Origin of the sequence: Streptomyces sp. NPDC093111 (genome assembly GCF_040683955.1) — a bacterium.
Lineage (GTDB): Bacteria > Actinomycetota > Actinomycetes > Streptomycetales > Streptomycetaceae > Streptomyces.
Map to the genome: position 1 here is coordinate 323,552 of NZ_JBFBNW010000003.1, position 18,876 is coordinate 342,427.

The window sequence follows — 18,876 nt, forward strand, 5'->3', positions numbered from 1 at the left end:
GGCCGAGGGGCTAAATGAGGCCACGGCGTCGCCGGAGTTCGATTTCCGGTTCCCGGAACGGGGGGTGATGGTGGTCACTGGTGCTCCCGGTGTGTCACGGGGTCGGTTTGAACGTCGTGGGCAGACGGGCGGGCTCGCTGCCGGTCGGGGCGACATGGAGGGTCTTGAGGGCGAACTCCATGACCTTCTTGTAGATCGGTCCGCAGATCTGGCCGCCGAAGTAGCTGCCCTTGGTGGGGTTCTGGATGGCGCAGTAGACGGCGATCCGGGGCTCGTCGGCGGGGGCGAAGCCGGCGAAGGAGGCGGTGTAGCCCTTGTAGACGCCGAGCTCGGGGTCGACCCGGTTGGCGGTGCCGGTCTTGCCGGCGACGCGGTAGCCGGGGATGGCCGCCTTGCTGCCGGTGCCGTCCTCGTCGTCGACGACGGACTCCAGCATCTGCGCGAGGGTCTTGGCGGTCTTCTCGCTGACCACCCGGCTCTCCTTGGGGGCAGGTGCGGGGGTGAAGCGCCCGTCGGGTCCCTTGGTGCCGCGCACCAGGGTCGGCTCGATGCGTACGCCTCCGTTGGCGATGGCCTGGTAGACGGAGGTGGCCTGCATGGCGCTGAGCGAGAGGCCCTGGCCGAAGGGGATCGTGTACTGCTGCGAGGTCGACCAGTCCTCCGGCTTGGCGAGGATGCCGGGGGTCTCGCCGGGGAAGCGGAGCCCCGTCGGGCTGCCCACGCCGAACTTGCGCAGGTAGTTGTAGAGCACCCGGTTGGCCTCGGCCTGGTTCTCGCCGAGCTGCCCGGTGGCGAGGATGGTGCCGATGTTGCTGGACCGGGCCAGGACGCCGTTGAGGGTCAGGTACCAGGTGATGTGGTCGATGTCGTCGCTGAAGAGGCGGTCGCCGCGGTGCAGCCGGTTGGGGACCGTGACCCGGGTCCCGGCGGTGGCGGCGCCCTCCTCCAGGACGGCGGCCATGGACATCACCTTGCTGGTGGAGCCGGGCTCGTAGGCGTCCTGGAGGGCCGCGTTGCCCATGGCGGTGGCGTTGGCCTGGGAGAGGTCGTTGGGGTCGAAGCCGGGGGCGTTGGCCATGGCGAGGACCTCGCCGGTCCTGGTGTCCTGGACGACGACGTAGCCGCGGTCGGCCTTGGACTTCCGGACCTGGTCGGTGATGGCCTGCTGGGCGGCCCACTGGATGTCCCGGTCGATGGTCAGCTCGATGTCGGAGCCGGGCACCGCCGGGGTGCCCTGGGAGCCCGCGGTGGGCACCCGGCGCCCGCCGGACTGGGCGAACCTGATCTTGCCGTCCTTGCCGGCCAGGTCGGTGTCCAGCATGGACTCCACGCCGCCGGCGCCGCGGCCCTCGGCGTTGACGTAGCCCAGTATCCCGGCGGCCAGTTCGCCGTTCGGGTACACGCGCTTGGTGACCGGCTCGCTCAGGATGCCGCCGAGCAGGCCGACCCCGTTGCCGCCGTTGGCCGGCTTCGCCTTCTGCTCGTAGACCTTCTTCAGGTCCTTGATCTGGTTCCAGACCTGCGGGGTCTGCTTGCGGGCGAGCAGGGTGTAGCGGGACTTGGGGGTGCGCAGTTTCTTCGCGAGGTCGGCGGGCTCCTTGCCGAGGATCGGGGCGAGGAGCGCGGCGGCCTGCTCGGGGGCGTCCCTGACCTTGGACTCCTCGGGCGTGAAGAGCTTGGGGTCGGCGGTGATGTCGTACGCGTCGACGCTCGCGGCCAGCGCGACGCCGGACCGGTCGGTGATCTCGCCGCGGTCGGCGGAGAGCGTGTACTCCTGGTAGCGGTGCTTCTCGGCCTTGGCCGCGTAGGCGCTGGCGTCCACGGCCTGGACCTGGAGCAGCCTCACCACGAACACCAGCATCACCAGGGTCAGCCCGAGGGAGACCAGGCGCAGCCGGGGCTTGGGGCTGCCGAGCCGGATGGTGCGCGCCCTGGCCGGCGGCCGGGGCGCGGGGCGTCGTGCCTGCGCGGGCCTCGGCGCGGGGCGGCCGGGGGCCGCGGGGCGGGGGCGGGCGGGGCCGGGGACGCGGCGGCGCGGGGGCTCCTTGGAGGGCACGGGGTCACCTGCCGGAGGTCGTGGGGGTGGTCGCGGTGGTCTGCGGCGTACCGGGGGTCTTCGAGGCGGGCGGCCCCGTCGTCCCGGACGCGGGCGGCTTCGGCGTGTCGCCGGTTCTCGCCGGCCCGCCGGTGGCCGGGGGCCGGCCGGCCGGCGGGGTCGTGGCCGCGGTGTTCGGGGAGGCCGGGGTGTTCGCGCCGGTCGCCGGGTCGGCCGCGGGCGGGGCGGGCGTCGGCGTGGGCTTGGGCGAGGCGGCGGTGGTGGGCACGCCGCGCACCTTGCCGTCGGGGTCCAGGAAGACGGGGCTGCCGCCCGGCACCATGCCGAGTTCCCGGGCGCGCCGCTCCAGGGCGTCGGGGGCGGAGCTGTCGTCCACGTCCCGCTGGAGGGCCTGTTCCTCGTCGGTGAGCTCGGTGGTCCTCTTCTTCAGCTCGCTGAGTTCGAAGGAGCCCTGGTTGAGGGCGGAGTTGAGCAGCAGCAGGCTGATCAGGCCGCCGCCGAGCAGCACCACGACGAGCAGCACGAAGGGGGTCCGGGCCGCACTGCTCGGCCCGGAGGGCATGAGCCTCCCGAGCCGCGCGGCCCGCCCTTTGAGGGGCCCCTGTCGTGTCACGCGGATTCGTCCTCGCGGATCCGCTGGGCCCCCCGGAGCCGGGCCGGGGCCGCGCGGCGGTTCTCGGCGACCTCCTCCTCGGTGGGGAGCTCGGCGCCGCGGGTGAGCAGCTTGAGGCGGGGCTGGTAGCGCTCGGGGACGACCGGGAGGCCGGGCGGCGCGGTGTTCGCGGCGCCCGCCGCGAACACCTGCTTGACCAGCCGGTCCTCCAGGGAGTGGTACGAGAGGACGGCGATCCGGCCGCCGACGGCGAGGGCCTTGACGGCCGCCGGGATCGCCTCCTCCAGGACCGAGAGCTCCCCGTTGACCTCGATGCGCAGGGCCTGGAAGGTCCGCTTGGCGGGGTTGCCGCCGGTGCGCTTGGCGGCCTGGGGCAGCGAGTCGCGGATCAGCTCGACCAGCCGCGCGCTGTTGCTGAACGGCTCCTTGTCGCGCTCGCGCACGATCGCGGAGACGATCCGCTTGGCCTGCTTCTCCTCGCCGTACGCGCGCAGGATGCGGACCAGCTCGCCGGGCGCGTAGGTGTTGAGGACCTCGGCCGCGCTGATGCCCGTCGTCTGGTCCATGCGCATGTCGAGCGGGGCGTCCTGCGCGTAGGCGAAGCCGCGGTCGGCCTCGTCCAGCTGCATGGAGGAGACGCCCAGGTCGAACAGGACGCCGTCGACGCGCGGGATGCCGAGCCGGTCCAGGACCTCGGGCAGCTCGTCGTAGACCGCGTGGACCAGCGTGGCGCGCTCCCCGTAGGGGGCCAGCCGCTCGCCGGAGAGGCGCAGCGCCTCCTTGTCCCGGTCCAGGGCGACGAGCCGTGCTTCGGGGAAGTTCCGCAGCAGCGCCTCGCTGTGGCCGCCGAGGCCGAGGGTGCAGTCGACGACGACCGCGCCGGGGCGCTCCAGTGCGGGGGCCAACATGTCCAGGCACCGCTGGAGCATCACCGGGACGTGTCGGTCGTTGCTCAATGCGCCCTCTCAGGTCCGGCGGAAACAGGTACCACCGGCGAGCGGAAGGAGGCCGAGCCGCAGGTACCGCCGCACATACGGGGGAGAAACGGCGAAAATCGCTCGATGTCTCCGTGAACTCCGCGTCACTTTAGTCCACCGGACGGGTCGGTCAACCAACCGGCTGGCGCGTCGCGCGCCCCGGTCGGCGCCGCCGGAAGGCTCCCGGAACCCCTCCGGACGGCTCACCCGGACGGCCCCGTCGCCGCACGGCCTGTGGGTTCCCTCACAACAAGGTTCATTGGCGCTCTTTGTCCACTCTCACAGCAGGCCCGGACCGTCCGTGACCGTTAACGTCAGAGACATGTCGACCTCTGCGCACCCCTCTGCCGACGCCATACGCAACGCGGGCGCGGTCACCGACCGCCTCGTCACGGCGAACACGCGTTACGCCGCCGACTTCACCGACCCGGGAATGGACGCGCGCCCCGTGCTGCACGTCGCCGTGGTCGCCTGTATGGACGCCCGTCTCGACCTGCACGCCGCACTCGGCCTGGAGCTCGGCGACTGCCACACCATCCGCAACGCCGGCGGCGTGGTCACCGACGACGTCATCCGCTCGCTCACCATCAGCCAGCGGGCGCTCGGCACCCGCAGCGTGATGCTGGTGCACCACACCAACTGCGGCCTGGAGTCGCTGACCGAGGACTTCCGGCACGAGCTGGAGGACGAGGTCGGCCAGCGTCCGGCCTGGGCCGTCGAGGCCTTCCGCGACGTCGACCAGGACGTGCGCCAGTCCATGCAGCGGGTGCGCACCTCCCCGTTCCTGCTGCACACCGACGACGTCCGCGGCTTCGTCTTCGATGTGACGACGGGTCTGCTGCGGGAGATCAGCCCGGCCTGATCAACCCGGCACAAGACAGCAAACCCCGGCAATTCGCCCCGAGTTATCCACAGGGCGGCCGCCGGCAAGTGACACAACCCGGCCACGGCAACAACAATGCACGGGTGACACCCCCCGGACCTGGTTCCGGGGGCAGGTGTCGGTGCTGCCGGAAGGGCCGAGGAGGGCCGGGTGACGACCTATGACGATCGAGCGAGCCTCACAGATCTGACCACCACAGCGGAGCGGGTGCGCAGGTCGGTGGAAGGCGTGATCGAGGGCAAGCCCGAGGTCGTACGGCTTGCGCTGACCGTGCTGCTCGCCGAGGGACACCTCCTCATCGAGGACGTCCCCGGCGTGGGCAAGACGATGCTCGCCAAGACCCTGGCGCGGTCCATCGACTGCTCGGTGCGCCGCATCCAGTTCACGCCCGACCTGCTGCCCTCGGACATCACCGGCGTGTCGATCTTCGACCAGCAGCGGCGCGAGTTCGAGTTCAAGCCCGGCGCGATCTTCGCCCAGATCGTCATCGGCGACGAGATCAACCGGGCTTCCCCCAAGACCCAGTCCGCACTCCTGGAGTCCATGGAGGAGCGCCAGGTCACGGTCGACGGCCAGACCTACGAGCTGCCCAGCCCGTTCATGGTGGTCGCCACCCAGAACCCGGTCGAGATGGAGGGCACCTACCCGCTGCCCGAGGCCCAGCGCGACCGCTTCATGGCCCGGGTCTCCATCGGCTACCCGAGCGCCGAGGCCGAGCTCCAGATGCTCGACGTGCACGGCTCGGCCTCCCCGCTGGACGACCTCCAGCCGGTCGCCCACGCCCACGACGTGGCCAAGCTGATCGACGCCGTGCGCGGGGTGCACGTGGCCGAGGCCGTCCGCCGGTACGCGGTGGACCTCGTGTCCGCCACCAGAACGCACCCGGACCTCAGACTCGGCGCGTCCCCGCGCGCCACGCTGCACCTGCTGCGGGCCGCGAAGGCCTCCGCCGCGCTCAGCGGCCGGGAGTTCGTGCTCCCCGACGACCTCCAGGCGCTCGCCGCGCCCGTGCTCGCCCACCGCCTGCTGCCCACCGCGCAGGCCCAGCTCAACCGGCGCACGGCCGAGCAGGTCGTCCACGACATCCTCCAGCGCACCCCCGTTCCGGCTGGCGCGCCCCAGGCCCCGCCCGCCGGACCGCTCTACGGCCAGCAGCAGCCCGGCGGCCGGCGGCTGTGATGAGCACCGCCTCCCCGGGGGGACAGCGGGAGGACGGCGACGAGGACCGGGGCGGCCTGCGGGCCGCCCTCGGCGGCCTCACCACCCGCGGCAGGTCCTTCCTCGCCGCCGGGATCGCCGCCGGTGTCTGCGCCTACGTGCTCGGCCAGGCCGACCTGCTGCGCGTCGGGCTGCTGCTCGCCGTGCTGCCCCTGGTCTGCGTGGTCGTGCTGCACCGCACCCGCTACCGGGTCGCGGGCAGCCGCCGGCTCGCCCCGCAGCGCGTCGAGACCGGCACGGAGGCCCGGGTCCACCTGCGCATGGACAACGTCTCCCGGCTGCCCACCGGGCTGCTGATGCTCCAGGACCACGTGCCCTACATGCTGGGCCCCCGCCCCCGCTTCGTGCTCGACCGCGTGGAGGCCGGCGGCCGGCGCGAGGTGTCCTACCGGGTCCGCTCCGACCTGCGCGGACGCTTCGCCCTCGGCCCGCTCCAGCTGCGGCTCAACGACCCCTTCGGCATGTGCGAGCTGACCCGCTCCTTCAGCGCGTACGACACGCTGACCGTCATCCCCCGCACCGAACCGCTGCCGCCGGTGAAGCTGGACGGCGAGTCCGCGGGGTACGGGGAGGGCCACCAGCGGGCGCTCGCCCTCGCCGGGGACGACGACATCATCCCGCGCGCCTACCGGCACGGCGACGACCTGCGCCGCGTCCACTGGCGCTCCACGGCCCGCTACGGCGAGCTGATGGTGCGCCGCGAGGAGCAGCCCCAGCGGGCCCGCTGCACCGTGCTGCTCGACACCCGCCGGATCGCCTACGAGGGCGGCGGACCCGACTCGGCCTTCGAATGGGCCGTCTCGGGCGCCGCCTCCGTCCTCGTGCACATGCTGGAGCGCGGCTACGCGGTCCGGCTGCTCACCGACACCGGCAGCAGCCTCCCCGGCGACGGCGCGGAGGGCTTCACCGGCTCCGGACAGCACACGGCCGAGACCGCCGGACTGATGATGGACACCCTCGCGGTCGTCGACCACTCCGACGGGGCCGGACTCTCCCGCGCGTACGACGTGCTGCGCGGCGGACACGAGGGCCTCCTGGTCGCCTTCGTCGGCGACCTCGACGAGGAACAGGCCGCGCTGGCCGCGCGGATGCGCCGGCGCGGCGGCGCCGCGGTGGCCTTCCTGCTGGACTCCGGGACCTGGCTGACCGGCGGCGCCGTCACCGGCGCGGTCGAGGACCGGCTGCTACGGCTGCGGGAGGCCGGCTGGACGGCCGTCGCCGTCCCCCCGGGCACCCGCCTCGCCCAGCTCTGGCAGCAGGCCGGCGGCGCACCGCACCAGGCCCCCGTGGCCGACACGTACGGAGGTTGGTCATGAGCGGGCGCGGGCGGCTGACGCTTGCGGCCTTCGGCGCGACGCTGCTGGCGTCGGCCGCGCTGCTGCCGCTGGTGAAACCGGCGACCTGGATCTTCACCGCGGCGCTCGTCCTGGGCCTGCAGAGCGCCATCGGCACGATCACCCGGCGGGTGCCGCTGGCCCGGCCGCTCACCATCGGCGCCCAGGCGGTCGTCACGGTGCTCGTGCTGACCGTGGTCTTCGCCCGCGAGCAGGCCCTCCTCGGCCTGCTGCCCGGGCCCGAGGTCTTCACCACCTTCGGCACCCTCTTCCAGGCGGGCGTGGACGACGTGGGGACGTACGCGATCCCCGCCCCCGACACGGCCGGCATCCGGCTGCTCCTCGTGGTCGGCGTGGCTGCCGTCGGGCTCCTCGTGGACGCCCTCGCGGTGACCTTCCGCAGCTCGGCCCCGGCCGGGCTCCCGCTGCTCGCCCTCTACTCGGTGGCCGCCGGGCTCTCCGGCGGCGGTGCGGGCTGGCTGTACTTCCTGCTGGCCGCCGCCGGCTATCTGCTGCTGCTCCTGGCCGAGGGCCGGGACCGGCTCTCCCAGTGGGGCCGGGTCTTCGGCGGCGCCCACCGCTCGGGGCGGCCCGGCTCGGCCGTCGGTGACGGCGGCTCCGCGTTCGCCCCGGTCCGCACCGGGCGGCGGATCGGCGTGGTGGCCCTGGGCATCGCGCTGGTGGTGCCGTTCGCCCTGCCCGGGCTGAGCGGCGGGATCTTCGGCGGCGGCGCGGGCGAGGGCGCCGGCGGCAAGGGCGGCACGATCTCGGCGGTGAACCCGCTGGTCTCCCTCCAGAACGACCTGCGCCAGCCGGACGACCGCGAGGTCCTGCGCTACCGGACCAACGCCCGGGACACGTCCGGGATGTATCTGCGGCTCGTCGCGCTCGACCAGTTCGACGGGACGGCGTGGAAGTCCTCGGTCCGCCCCATCGAGGACGTGCCCGAGCTGCTGCCCTGGCCGGACGGCCTCGCCCAGGACGTCACCACCACCGAGGTCACCAGCAACTTCGTCGCCTCCACGGCGTACGAGCAGAAGTGGCTGCCGATGCCGTACCCGGCCGCGAAGGTCTCCATCGGCGGCAGCTGGCGGTACGAGCCGGCCGGGCGGATGCTCGTCGGCGACAACGGGCAGAACACCAAGGGCGCGCGGTACTCGGTGACCAGCCTGGACATCCGGCCGACCGCCGATCAGCTGGCCGCGGCGCCGCCCGCGCCGGAGAAGCTGCTCCGCGAGTACACCAAGGTCCCGGCCTCGCTCCCGGCCGACGTGCGGTCGACGGCCGTCGAGGTCACCCGCGGGGCGCACAACGGGTACGAGCGGGCGGTGAAGCTGCAGAACTGGTTCGCCCGGGACGGCGGCTTCCGCTACGACGTGAAGGTCGACTCCGGCACCGGGGTCGAGGCGATCTCCCGCTTCCTGAAGGACCGGGAGGGCTTCTGCGTCCACTTCTCCTTCTCGATGGCGGCCATGGCCCGCTCCCTGGGCATCCCCGCCCGGGTGGCGGTCGGCTTCATGCCGGGCACCCCGCAGCCGGACGGCTCCCTGTCCGTGGGCATCCGGGACGCGCACGCGTGGCCCGAGCTGTACTTCGAGGGGGCGGGCTGGACCCGTTTCGAGCCGACGCCCTCGCGCGGTTCGGTGCCGGAGTACACCCGCGAGCGGTCCGCCGGCGGGGCGACGACCCCGACGGCGCAGCCCTCCACCGGCACGTCGGCCCAGCCCTCGGCGGCGCCGAGCGCCGCGGAGAGCTGCCCGCCGCAGTTGCGGCGCATGGGCGAGTGCGGACCGGACAAGGCGACGGCGGACCCGGCGTCCGCCGACTCGGGCCTGCCGCCCCTGCGGCTGACCCTCCTGCTCCTGGGCGTGCTGCTCCTGTTCGCCCTCCCGCTCCTGCCCTGGCTCTGGCGCACCCGGCTGCGGGCGCGGCGGCTGGGACGGGGGGAGGTCCTCGCCGTCTGGGCGGAGATCAAGGACACGGCCTGGGACTACGGGGTCGCCCCGGACGACTCGCTGACGCCGCGCGGGACGGCGGCGCGGCTGATCCGTCTGGGTGAGCCGGCGCCGGACGCGGCGGACGCGGTGCACCGGGTGGCGCGGGCGGTGGAGCAGACGCTGTACGCGCCGCGCCCGCAGCCCGCTCCGGGGCTCGCCGCGGAGGCCGAGCTGATCCGGCGGGGCTTCCACGCGGCGGCCACCCGCTCGAACCGCCTGCGGGCGGTGCTGGCCCCGCGCTCGGCGGTACGGGTGGCCTGGGCGACCCGGGCCCGCTGGGACGCCCTGCGCACCGGCGCGGCGACACGCGCCCGGGCCCTCTTCCGGCGTCCGTCGGGCGAGTCGGCCTGAGGGTGGGCGGGGCCGCGCGCCGCGGCCCCGCCCACCCCGGGTTCCCGGGAGCTCAGCGGAACCCGGGGCGGGTGGGGCCGGGGTGGCTAGGCCGGAGTGGAGGGCCGGGACGGGGGAACGGGATCACGGGGGAACGGGATCACGGGGAGCGGGCGGGCTCGGGGACGGATCCGGACACGGCTGAGCCCCGGTCGGCCGTGGGGACGGCCTCGCGGGGCTCAGCGGAGTGTGGGGGTGGGGCGGGTCAGTGGTGGCCGCCGCCCTGTTCGTCGCGGCGGCGCTGCCACCGCTCTTCGATCCGGTTCATCATCGAGCGGCGCTGCCGGGCCTGCCGCCCGCCGCCGCCGACCGTCCGGGCCTGCTCGCCCGGCTTGGGCGCCTTGCGCCATCCGGTGACCGCAAGAACCGCGCAGCCCAGCATGATGAGGAACCCCACCACACTGAGCGGCCAGATCTGCGGAGCGATCATTCCGGCCATGAGGAGCGCGATACCCACCAGGAAGCCGGCGACTGCCTGGTAGACCCGTCGCCGGGTGTACGTACGCAGCCCGCTTCCCTCGAGCGCTGTCGCGAACTTGGGATCTTCGGCGTACAGCGCTCGCTCCATCTGCTCGAGCATTCGCTGCTCGTGCTCCGAGAGCGGCACGGAGTCCTCCTAGTCGTCGGTCGCGGGGGCGACCGGTTTGCGGCCCTTTCAGGATAGGCAGGGAATCGCCCCCGTGAAACCCGCCCTCAATGCCAAATGCCAATCCGGGCCGCCATGCGGTTCGGATGCTGAGGCGTTGATTCCCCAGCCCCCTGCCCGTCATGCCGGATCGTGTCCCCCGATCATACGGGGACAAGTCCCCGAACGGGCGGCCTGTGGCGTACTCCATGTGCGGTTGCGCCGCTGCTCAGCAGGTGCGGCGGTGTCCCGGGGCCCGAGCCCGGGGGCACCGCCGTGCGGGTGTCAGGCCCGCTTCTCGCCCAGGACGTGCAGCTGGGTGGCGATCGCGTGGAAGGACGGCAGCTCGGCCGCCGCCGCCTCCAGCTTGAGGAGCGCCTCGGCGGCGCCGGGCTCGGTGTCGACGAGGGCGCCGGGCACCAGGTCGGCGAAGACCCGGACTCCGTGCACCGCGCCGACCTCCAGGCCCGCGTCCTCGGCGAGCCCGGTGAGCTGGTCGGCGGTGAAGCGCCGGGGCACGGGGTCGCCGTCGCCCCAGCGGCCCGCGGGGTCGCTCAGCGCGTGCCGGGCCTCGGTGAAGTGACCGGCGAGCGCGCGGGCGAGCACGGCGCCGCCGAGTCCGGCGGCGAGCAGGCTGAGGCCGCCGCCGGGACGCAGCGCGGCCACCGCGTTGCGCACGCCCTCGGCCGGGTCGTCCACGTACTCCAGGACGCCGTGGCACAGGACGACGTCGAAGCCCCCGCGGTCGACCACGTCGAAGAGTCCGCGGATGTCGCCCTGGACCCCGCGCACCCGGTCGGCGACGCCCGCCTCGGCGGCGCGCCGCTCCAGGGCGAAGAGCGCGTTGGGGCTGGGGTCGACGACGGTGACGCGGTGTCCGAGGCAGGCCGCGGGCACCGCGAAGTTGCCGGAGCCACCGCCCGTGTCGAGGACATCGAGGCAGTCGTTCCCGGTGGCCTTGACCCGGCGGTCGAGGGCGTCCTTGAGGACGTCCCAGACGACGGCGGTGCGCAGGGAGGCGCGCGACGGGCGCGAGGTCGCCTCTCGGCCGAAGACAGGGGAAGGGTCCGACACGGTTGCTGACTCCTCGGTGACGGGGACGAACGGCTCCACCCTATGGCCTCGGGCCTCCGGTCCCGATCATCCCGTGGTCTCCTCGCCGCCCGGCTGCCGGGGCAGCACCGGCTGGAGCACCAGGAGGCGCTCGACCAGCCGCAGGAACATCGCCGCGTCCCTCAGCAGGTCGTCGGCGTCCCGTCGGCTCGCGGCGCCGGTGATCCCCGCCTCGGCCCGGGCCCGGCGGGTGGCGCCGGAGGCGAACAGGGCGCTCCATTCGGTGAGCTCGGGCGCTATCTCCGGGAGCACCTCCCAGGTGCTGCGGATGCGGGCCCGCTTGCGGGGGTCGCGCTCGGGCCGGCCGCGGGCGGCGAGCACGGCGGCGGCGGTGCGCAGGGCGGCGAGGTGGGCGGTGGCGTAGCACTCGTTGGGCACGTCGAGGGCGGCGGCCTCGTCGAGTCCGGCCCTGGCCTTGGCGAGCAGGTCGAGGGCGGCGGGCGGGGCCGGGGCGCGGCGGGCGACCGGGTGGATGTCGGACGCGGGTCCGAACTGGGCGGGGGCGGGGCGCGGCGCGGTGTGGCGCCGGGGTGCGGCTGCGGCGGAGTGGCCGGCCATGACGAGCCTCCTGTCGTCGGGTGACGGCGCTGTGGCCGTATGTGTTCATCGTGCCCGCCCCCACTGACAATCAGCCTGACCTGGGGTTTTGCCAGTTCGGCGACTCAGCGGTAACTTTTTGCACTGACTGGTCAGTTCAAAGAATTCCTAGGGGGGATCGTGGACGCGCACCCGGACGAGCCGCACGGCGCCGCCGTCGTCGCGGACGGATACGGGCTGAAGGGCCCGCGCGGCTGGGCCTTCCGCGGCATCGGCTTCGAGGCCGCGCCCGGATCGCTGGTCGCCATCGAGGGGCCCTCGGGCTCCGGCCGCACCTGTCTGCTGCTGTCGCTCACCGGCCGGATGAAGGCCCAGGAGGGCCACGCCCAGGTGGCGAGGCTCCGGCTGCCCAAGAAGATGGCGGCCGTACGGCGGATCAGCACGCTCGGCCCGGTGCCGGGCGTCAGCGACCTCGACCCGGCCCTCACCGTCGCCGAGCACCTGCGCGAGCGGGCCCTGCTCCAGCGCCGTTTCGACGGCTCGCTGAAGGCGCTGCTCCGGCCGCCCGCCGAGCGCGCCGCCGCCACCCGGGCCCGGATCGACGAGGCCCTGAAGGCCGCCGGTCTCGACCCGGAGACCCTGCCGAAGGGCGACCGGACCTCCGTACGGGACCTGGAGCGGCTGGAGGCGCTGCGCCTGTCGCTGGCCCTCGCCCTGCTCGGGCGCCCCCGGCTGATCGGCCTGGACGACACCGACCTGAAGCTCTCGGACGCCGACCGCGCCGCGGCCTGGGCCCTGCTCCGGTCCGTCGCCGACTCCGGCGTCACCGTGCTCGCCGTGTGCAGCGAGGCCCCCGAGGGCGCCCTGCGCGTCTCCACGGCGCCCGCCGCCACCCGGACCACGCCGAGGACACCCGAGCCCGCACCCACCGAGGCCGAGCCCGAGCCCACCGAGCCCGCGCCCGAGACGGCACCCACACCCGCACCCGCCGCGGGCGACGACGACACCGTCCAGAAGGACCGGCAGAAGGACCAGAAGGGGGAGTCCGATGCGTTCGCCGCGACTGGCCGCGCTTGAGCTCAAGCGGTTCGGCAGGGGGAAGCTGCCGCGGGCCGCGCTCGTCGCGATCCTGCTGCTGCCGCTGCTCTACGGCGCGCTGTACCTGTGGTCCTTCTGGGACCCGTACAGCAGGCTCGACAAGATCCCCGTCGCCCTCGTCAACGAGGACCGCGGCGCCACCGTCGACGGCAAGAAGATCACCGCGGGCTCCGACATCACGGAGAACCTGCGCGAGAGCGCCGTCTTCGAGTGGCACGAGGTCGGCGACGACGAGGCCCGCGAGGGCGTCGAGGACGGGAAGTACTACCTGTCCCTGACCATGCCGTCGGACTTCAGCAGCCGGATCGCCTCCAGCTCCGGCGACTCCCCCGAGGCCGGCGCCCTCAAGGTGCGCACGAACGACGCCAACAACTACATCGTCGGGCAGATCTCCCGCACGGTCTTCTCCGAGGTCCGCACCGCCGCCTCGACCAAGTCCTCGCGCACCTTCCTGGACAAGATCTTCATCTCCTTCTCCGACATCCACGAGGCGACCGCCAAGGCCGCCAAGGGTGCCGACGACCTGAAGGACGGCGTCGACAAGGCGAAGGCGGGCTCCAAGAACCTCGCCGACGGCCTCAAGGACGCCAAGAAGGGCAGCGGCGACCTGGCCACCGGCATCAAGAAACTGAACAAGGGCGCCAAGGACCTGGAGAACGGCTCCCGGAAGGTCGCCGACGGCACCCAGGCGCTCGCCGACAAGGTGAACGGCACGGCCGACAAGGTCCGCCCGTACCTGGCGAACAACGGCAAGTCGATCCGGGACACCGCCCGGCTGGTCTCCGACTCCGCGACCGCCGTCCGGCACAACCTGGACGACCTGGTGCGCCGCGCCCCGGCCGCCCGCAGCGCCGCCCACCTGGCCGACGACAAGCTGGCCGCGCTCTACAAGAAGCGCTGCGTGACGAACCCGCTGCCCGACGCCCAGGAGTGCGAGGTCCTCAAGGAGGCATCGGTCTCCGCCGCCGACGTCGCCACGATCGCCGACGACCTGCACGAGCTGACCAAGGACCAGAAGGGCGACCTGAAGACCCTGGACACCCGGCTCGCCAAGCTGAAGAAGGACGCCGACGAGCTGGCCCGCCGCGCCCCGCACCTGGACCAGGACGTCGAGGGCGCCATCAAGAAGATCAACGAGCTCAACGCGGGCGCCGCGAAGGTCGCCGACGGCGCGGACCGGCTGCACACCGGCCTGACCGACGCGCGCACCGGTTCCAGCAGCCTGGACTCGGGCGTCGGCAAGCTGAAGAAGGGCGCCGGCGAGCTCGACGGCGGCCTGTTCAAGCTGGCCGACGGCTCGGGCGAGCTGGCCACCGGTCTGAACGACGGGGTCAAGCAGATCCCCGACTACGACAAGCCGGACCGCGACAAGCGCACCGAGGTGATGGCCGACCCGGTCAAGCTGGCCGCCCAGTCGATGCACAAGGCGCCCAACTACGGCACCGGCTTCGCCCCGTACTTCATCCCGCTCTCCCTCTGGGTCGGCGCGATGGTCGCGTACATGATCATCCAGCCGCTCAACCGGCGCGCCCTGGCCGCCGGTGCCTCCGCCTGGCGGATCGCGCTGGCGGGCTGGCTGCCGGTCGCCGCGATCGGCGTCCTCCAGGTCGCCGCGCTGATGTCGGTGCTCCACTGGGGCCTGGGGCTCCAGATGGCGCGGGCCGCCGGGACCGTCGGCTTCCTCGCCCTGGTGACCTGCTGCTTCGCCGCCATCATCCAGTGGCTGAACGCCAAGTTCGGCGCGGCGGGACGCATCCTGGTGCTCGCGGTGCTGATGCTCCAGCTGACCTCGGCGGGCGGCACGTACCCCGTGCAGACCAGTCCGGGCTTCTTCAACGCCATCCACCCGTACCTGCCGATGACGTACGTGGTCGAGGCGCTGCGCCGGCTCATCACGGGCGGCGGCCTGGGACCGGTCTGGCAGGCCGTCGCCGTCCTCACCGCCTTCACGGTGGGCGCGCTGGCCCTGACCGCCCTGACCGCCCGGCAGAAGCAGGTGTGGTCGCTCGACCGGCTCCACCCCGAACTGTCGCTCTGAACCTGTGAGAATCGAGCCCATGGACAGCAGCAGCACCAGACGCCAGGCCACGCGCACCAAGCTCTACGAGGCGGCCGTCACGCTCATCGCGGAGCAGGGCTTCTCGGCGACGACCGTCGACGAGATCGCCGAGCGGGCGGGTGTGGCCAAGGGCACGGTCTACTACAACTTCAAGAGCAAGACCGAGCTCTTCGAGGAGCTGCTGCGGCACGGCGTCTCCCTCCTCACCACCTCCCTGCGCTCGGCGGCCGAGGAGACCGCCGAGCGGGGCGGCAGCCGGGTCGACGCGCTGGACGCGATGATCCGGGCCGGCCTGGTCTTCATCGACCGCTACCCGGCCTTCACCCAGCTGTACGTGGCCGAGCTCTGGCGCACCAACCGGGCCTGGAACTCGACGCTCCTGGTGGTCCGCCAGGAGGCCGTCGCGGTGGTCGAGGGCGTGCTGCGCGAGGGCGTCGAGGCCGGTGAGCTGAACGAGGAGATCGACGTGAAGCTGACGGCGGCGGCGCTGGTCGGCATGGTCCTGGTGGCCGCGCTCGACTGGCAGGCGTTCCAGAGCGAGCGCTCCCTGGACGACGTGCACGCGGCGCTCTCGCGCCTCCTGCACGGGCGCGTGGGCGGCCGCTGACGGCGGTCGCCGGACGGCCGGGGCACGAGGGAGACCCCCGCCGGACGCCGAGGACACCGAGGACACGAAAGAAGCGCCGGTCCCGCGAGGCTCGATCCCCCCGAGCCACGCCGGACCGGCGCTTCCTCCGTACTCCCCCGTGGGTCCCCGTGTCCCCCGTGGACCCGTTCCCCCGTGGTCCCCGTATCCCCCGTGGACCTCGTGGCGGCAGGTGCGCGACCCCGTTCCGCAGCCCCGTGCCGGCGGTGCCGGAGCCGCGCCCCTTCCGTGCGGTCCACTCTCCCTTCCCCGCAGGTCACGGCCCATCCGCGCACCTACTCATCTCACGCCCTAGGTACGGATACTCAGACCTGGCTACGATCGCGGACGTGTCCGTACTCCCCCTGGTGTTCACGAGCGGCTGGGCGAGCGGGATCAACGCCTACGCCGTGGTCCTGCTGCTCGGCCTGTTCGGCGCGACCGGGCTCTCCGACGAGGTGCCCGAGGCGCTCCAGCGTCCCGACGTCCTGATCGTGGCCGGCGTGCTGTTCCTGTGCGAGGCCGTCGCGGACAAGATCCCGTACGTGGACAACGTCTGGGACGCGGCCCACACGGTGATCCGGCCGCTCGCCGGCGCCGTGGTCGCCGCCCTCCTCGCCGGGCAGTCCGGTTCGCTGCCGGAGCTGGCGGCGGGCGCGGTGGGCGGGACGACGGCCCTGCTGAGCCACTTCGTGAAGGCCGGCACCCGGATGGCGGTGAACACCTCGCCGGAGCCCTTCTCCAACATCGCGGTGTCCACGGCGGAGGACCTCGGGGTCGCCGGGGTGATCACGTTCGCCATATTCCATCCGGTCGCCGCGGCGGTGATCGCGGCCGTGCTGCTCGTCCTCGGCCTGGTCATAGTGGCCTTCCTGGCGCACGCCATCCGGCGCTTCTGGCGGCGCCGGGCGCAACGCCGCGAGGAGCGGAGGCTGGCGGCCGTCCGGGAGCGGCCACCCGCGCCGACGGACGGTTCGGAGCATTTCTGAGCGCCGGACCCGCCGGATAGGGTCGGCGTCATGGCACGGATTGTGGTGATCGGGGCGGGACTCGGCTCGATGGCGGCGGCCGCCCGACTGGCGGTGGCGGGCCACCGGGTGACGGTCTACGAGAGCGGCGCGACGTACGGGGGCGGGGTCCGCCGTTTCGAGCGGGACGGCTTCGGCTTCGACACGGGCCCCGGGCTCCTGCACCTCCCGGCGGTCTACCGCGACCTCTTCGTCAAGACCGGCAAGCAGCCGCTGGAGGAGTGCGTCACGCTGACGCAGGTCGACCCGGCGAGCCGTCACGTCTTCGCCGACGGCACCCGCGTCGACCTGCCGAACGCTTCCCGGGCGGGCACGATCGCCGCCCTGGACGCGGCGCTCGGCGGGGGCGCGGGCGAGCGCTGGGGCGCGTTCATGGGGCGGGCCCGCGAGGCCTGGGACCGCACCCGGCGCCCCCTCCTGGAGGAGCCGCAGCCCGAGGACGTCTCCGCGCTGGGCCGGGAGCCCTATCCGGCGCCCAAGGCGGGCCTGTTGCGCCGTCCGACGACCACGCTCGGCCGGATCGGCGAGCGCGAGCTGCGCGACCCCCGGCTGGCCGCGCTCCTCGGCTCGTACGCCTGGAGCTACGGCTTCGACCCGGTCACCGCGCCCGCGGCGGCGTCCGTGCTGCCGTACATGGAGCAGACCTTCGGCAGCTGGTACGTGGCCGGCGGCATCCGGGCGCTCGCCGACGCGGTGTACGAGCGGTGCCGTCAGCGGCGGGTGGAGTTCGTCTTCGACACCGAGGTGACCGACGTCCTCCAGGAGCGGGGCCGGGCCACCGGCCTCGCGCTGGCGGGCGGGGTGACGGTGGCCGCCGACCACGTGGTCGCGGGCGCGCCGGTGCCCGCGCTCTACACCGAGCAGATCGTCGGCTGGGAGTCGGGCGACGAGTGGCCGCGCTACCAGCCGATGCCCACGGGCCGGGTGACGCTCTGTCTGGCCCTGCGCGGGGCCCGGGAGTCCGGCGCCGCGCACCGGACGGTCGTGCACGCCTCCGGGGAGCTGCCGACGGTGACGGTGCTGCGGCCCGACGACCCGGCGCTGCGGCCGGACGCGGCGCACGAGTCGGTGACGGTCACGGCGACGGTGGGGATCTCGGCGTCCTGGGCGGAGTTCGCCGAGCGGATGCTGGTCCAGGCCGCGACGGCCGTGCCGGACCTGCGCGGGCGGCTGCTCTGGCAGGAGGTCCGCACCCCGGACGACACCCTCCTGGAGACGGGCGCCGCCGAGGTCCCGGGGCCGGCGCTGGCCGGGGCGGGCGGGCGGTGGCTGCCCGCGGCCAACCGGTCGCCGCTGCCCGGCCTCCACTTCGTCGGGGGCTGGTCGCACCCGGGCGGCGGGCTCGCGCACGCCGGCATGTCCGGGGCGCTGGTCGCCGGACTGATCGTGGAGGGCGCGGACTTCCGCGGCTCCCGGTGACCGGTCCGGCGCGCGGCGCCGACCATGATCCGCCAGACAGGCCCTAGTAGCGGTACTGCTGGTCCTCGCCGTGGCCGTACGGCTGCTGCTCCGGCGGGTGCTGCGCCGCGCCGTCCTGGCCGGGGCGGCCCTGCTGCTGGGGCACCCAGACGCCGCCGGGCGGGGTGTCGTACGTGTACGAGGGCGCGTACGGGTCGGTGTACGGCTGCTGGTAGGTGCCGTACTGCTGGCCGGCGTCGGTGTACGCCTGCTGGCCGATGTACGGGTCGGAGTAGGCCGCGTACTGCTGCTGGCCCTCGGTGCCGTAGTCGTAGCCGGGCTGCTGCTCGTAGCCGCCCGCGTAGGCGTCGGCGTACGGCTGCTGCTGGTCGTAGGCGGTGCCGTAGACGGCGTACTGGCCGGTGTCCTCGGGCATCGGCTCGGGCTCGTACACGTCGGAGGCGGCGGCCCGGACCTCGTGCGGCTCCGGGAAGGCGTCCTCGGCGGAGGTGTGCTCCGCGGGGGCCTGGGCCGGCTCGTAGGAGAGGTCGCTGACCTCCAGCGTCGGGCCCTCCTTCGCGGCCCGCCCGCCGGACCTGCGGCGACGGCTCGCGCCGGGGCTGCCGCCGATCGCCCAGCCGGTGGAGAAGCCGCGCCGGAAGGAGAGGGTCACATAGGTCTGGCCGACGGCGAAGGCGACGGCGCCCACGACGATGACCAGCACGGAGGGCAGCAGCACGCCGACGACGACGCCGAGGAAGCCGCCGAAGGCGAGCAGCCGCCAGCGCAGCCGGGCCTTGTACTGGAGGAGCACCTCACCCAGCAGCCACAACGCCACGACACCGAACGCGATGTAGAGGACCGTCCACCCCATGCCCGCCCCTCTCCTACGGCCACCGCCGCGGGAAGGGGCGAGTACGGCCGG

16 protein-coding genes are annotated in these 18,876 nt (G+C 73.7%); 9 read left to right on the plus strand and 7 right to left on the minus strand.

Translation table 11 applies throughout. From position 1 onward, the window contains the following. Positions 1-94: 94 nt before the first annotated feature. The 3 genes from AB0Q96_RS06280 to rsmH are packed head-to-tail and all read right to left on the minus strand — an operon-like array spanning position 95 to position 3,625. Positions 95-2,056 carry a penicillin-binding protein 2 gene (locus tag AB0Q96_RS06280; protein ID WP_365322195.1) on the minus strand — a complete coding sequence of 654 codons (1,962 nt, stop codon included), beginning with the start codon at positions 2,054-2,056 and terminating at the stop codon, positions 95-97. A gap of 4 nt (positions 2,057-2,060) precedes the next feature. Then, complete coding sequence (locus tag AB0Q96_RS06285; RefSeq protein ID WP_365322197.1) at positions 2,061-2,618, minus strand: septum formation initiator family protein; 558 nt, start codon at positions 2,616-2,618, stop codon at positions 2,061-2,063. A 47-nt stretch (positions 2,619-2,665) separates the two neighbouring features. Then, positions 2,666-3,625 (minus strand): 16S rRNA (cytosine(1402)-N(4))-methyltransferase RsmH, encoded by a 960-nt coding sequence (gene rsmH, locus AB0Q96_RS06290; protein WP_365322200.1) that lies wholly within the window; start codon positions 3,623-3,625, stop codon positions 2,666-2,668. Between the two features lie 343 nt (positions 3,626-3,968). Between rsmH and AB0Q96_RS06295 the strand changes: the two genes are divergently transcribed. The 4 genes from AB0Q96_RS06295 (at position 3,969) to AB0Q96_RS06310 (ending at position 9,429) form a co-directional block, all read left to right on the plus strand. Further along, positions 3,969-4,508 (plus strand): carbonic anhydrase, encoded by a 540-nt coding sequence (locus AB0Q96_RS06295; protein WP_365322202.1) that lies wholly within the window; start codon positions 3,969-3,971, stop codon positions 4,506-4,508. Positions 4,509-4,679: 171 nt separating this feature from the next. Then, complete coding sequence (locus tag AB0Q96_RS06300) at positions 4,680-5,708, plus strand: MoxR family ATPase (protein ID WP_365322204.1); 1,029 nt, start codon at positions 4,680-4,682, stop codon at positions 5,706-5,708. Further along, on the plus strand, positions 5,708-7,063 hold the full coding sequence (locus tag AB0Q96_RS06305; RefSeq protein WP_365322206.1) for a DUF58 domain-containing protein: 1,356 nt from the start codon (positions 5,708-5,710) through the stop codon (positions 7,061-7,063). The genes AB0Q96_RS06300 and AB0Q96_RS06305 overlap by 1 nt, the downstream gene beginning before the upstream one ends. Then, positions 7,060-9,429: a DUF3488 and transglutaminase-like domain-containing protein gene (locus tag AB0Q96_RS06310; protein ID WP_365322208.1), complete on the plus strand. Its 2,370-nt coding sequence runs from the start codon at positions 7,060-7,062 to the stop codon at positions 9,427-9,429. Before AB0Q96_RS06305 ends, AB0Q96_RS06310 begins: the two co-directional genes overlap by 4 nt. A gap of 244 nt (positions 9,430-9,673) precedes the next feature. Here AB0Q96_RS06310 and AB0Q96_RS06315 read toward each other — a convergent pair whose 3' ends face one another. The 3 genes from AB0Q96_RS06315 to AB0Q96_RS06325 all read right to left on the minus strand — a co-directional run bounded on the left by AB0Q96_RS06315 (position 9,674) and on the right by AB0Q96_RS06325 (position 11,764). After that, a complete protein-coding gene (locus tag AB0Q96_RS06315) occupies positions 9,674-10,075 on the minus strand; it encodes a DUF3040 domain-containing protein (protein ID WP_329419871.1) in 402 nt (133 codons plus the stop codon). A gap of 303 nt (positions 10,076-10,378) precedes the next feature. Continuing rightward, positions 10,379-11,167 carry a methyltransferase gene (locus tag AB0Q96_RS06320; protein WP_365322210.1) on the minus strand — a complete coding sequence of 263 codons (789 nt, stop codon included), beginning with the start codon at positions 11,165-11,167 and terminating at the stop codon, positions 10,379-10,381. Between the two features lie 66 nt (positions 11,168-11,233). Continuing rightward, entirely contained in the window at positions 11,234-11,764 is a 531-nt protein-coding gene (locus tag AB0Q96_RS06325) for an SAV_6107 family HEPN domain-containing protein (RefSeq protein ID WP_365322211.1), read from the minus strand. 159 nt (positions 11,765-11,923) lie between these two features. On the opposite strand from AB0Q96_RS06325, the gene AB0Q96_RS06330 reads away from it, so the two are divergent. The 5 genes from AB0Q96_RS06330 (at position 11,924) to AB0Q96_RS06350 (ending at position 17,972) form a co-directional block, all read left to right on the plus strand. Next, entirely contained in the window at positions 11,924-12,820 is an 897-nt protein-coding gene (locus AB0Q96_RS06330) for an ATP-binding cassette domain-containing protein (protein WP_365322213.1), read from the plus strand. Continuing rightward, positions 12,792-14,879, plus strand: coding sequence for a YhgE/Pip domain-containing protein (locus AB0Q96_RS06335; RefSeq protein ID WP_365322215.1), 2,088 nt, complete (start codon positions 12,792-12,794; stop codon positions 14,877-14,879). The genes AB0Q96_RS06330 and AB0Q96_RS06335 overlap by 29 nt, the downstream gene beginning before the upstream one ends. Positions 14,880-14,898: 19 nt before the next feature. Then, entirely contained in the window at positions 14,899-15,507 is a 609-nt protein-coding gene (locus AB0Q96_RS06340) for a TetR/AcrR family transcriptional regulator (protein ID WP_365322216.1), read from the plus strand. A gap of 368 nt (positions 15,508-15,875) precedes the next feature. Further along, complete coding sequence (locus AB0Q96_RS06345) at positions 15,876-16,514, plus strand: DUF4126 domain-containing protein (protein WP_365322218.1); 639 nt, start codon at positions 15,876-15,878, stop codon at positions 16,512-16,514. 30 nt (positions 16,515-16,544) lie between these two features. After that, positions 16,545-17,972, plus strand: a complete 1,428-nt coding sequence (locus AB0Q96_RS06350) for an NAD(P)/FAD-dependent oxidoreductase (protein WP_365322220.1) — start codon at positions 16,545-16,547, stop codon at positions 17,970-17,972. 43 nt (positions 17,973-18,015) lie between these two features. Here the strand turns inward: AB0Q96_RS06350 and AB0Q96_RS06355 are convergent, their stop codons facing one another. Further along, complete coding sequence (locus AB0Q96_RS06355) at positions 18,016-18,825, minus strand: hypothetical protein (protein ID WP_365322222.1); 810 nt, start codon at positions 18,823-18,825, stop codon at positions 18,016-18,018. Between the last annotated feature and the right edge of the window lie 51 nt (positions 18,826-18,876).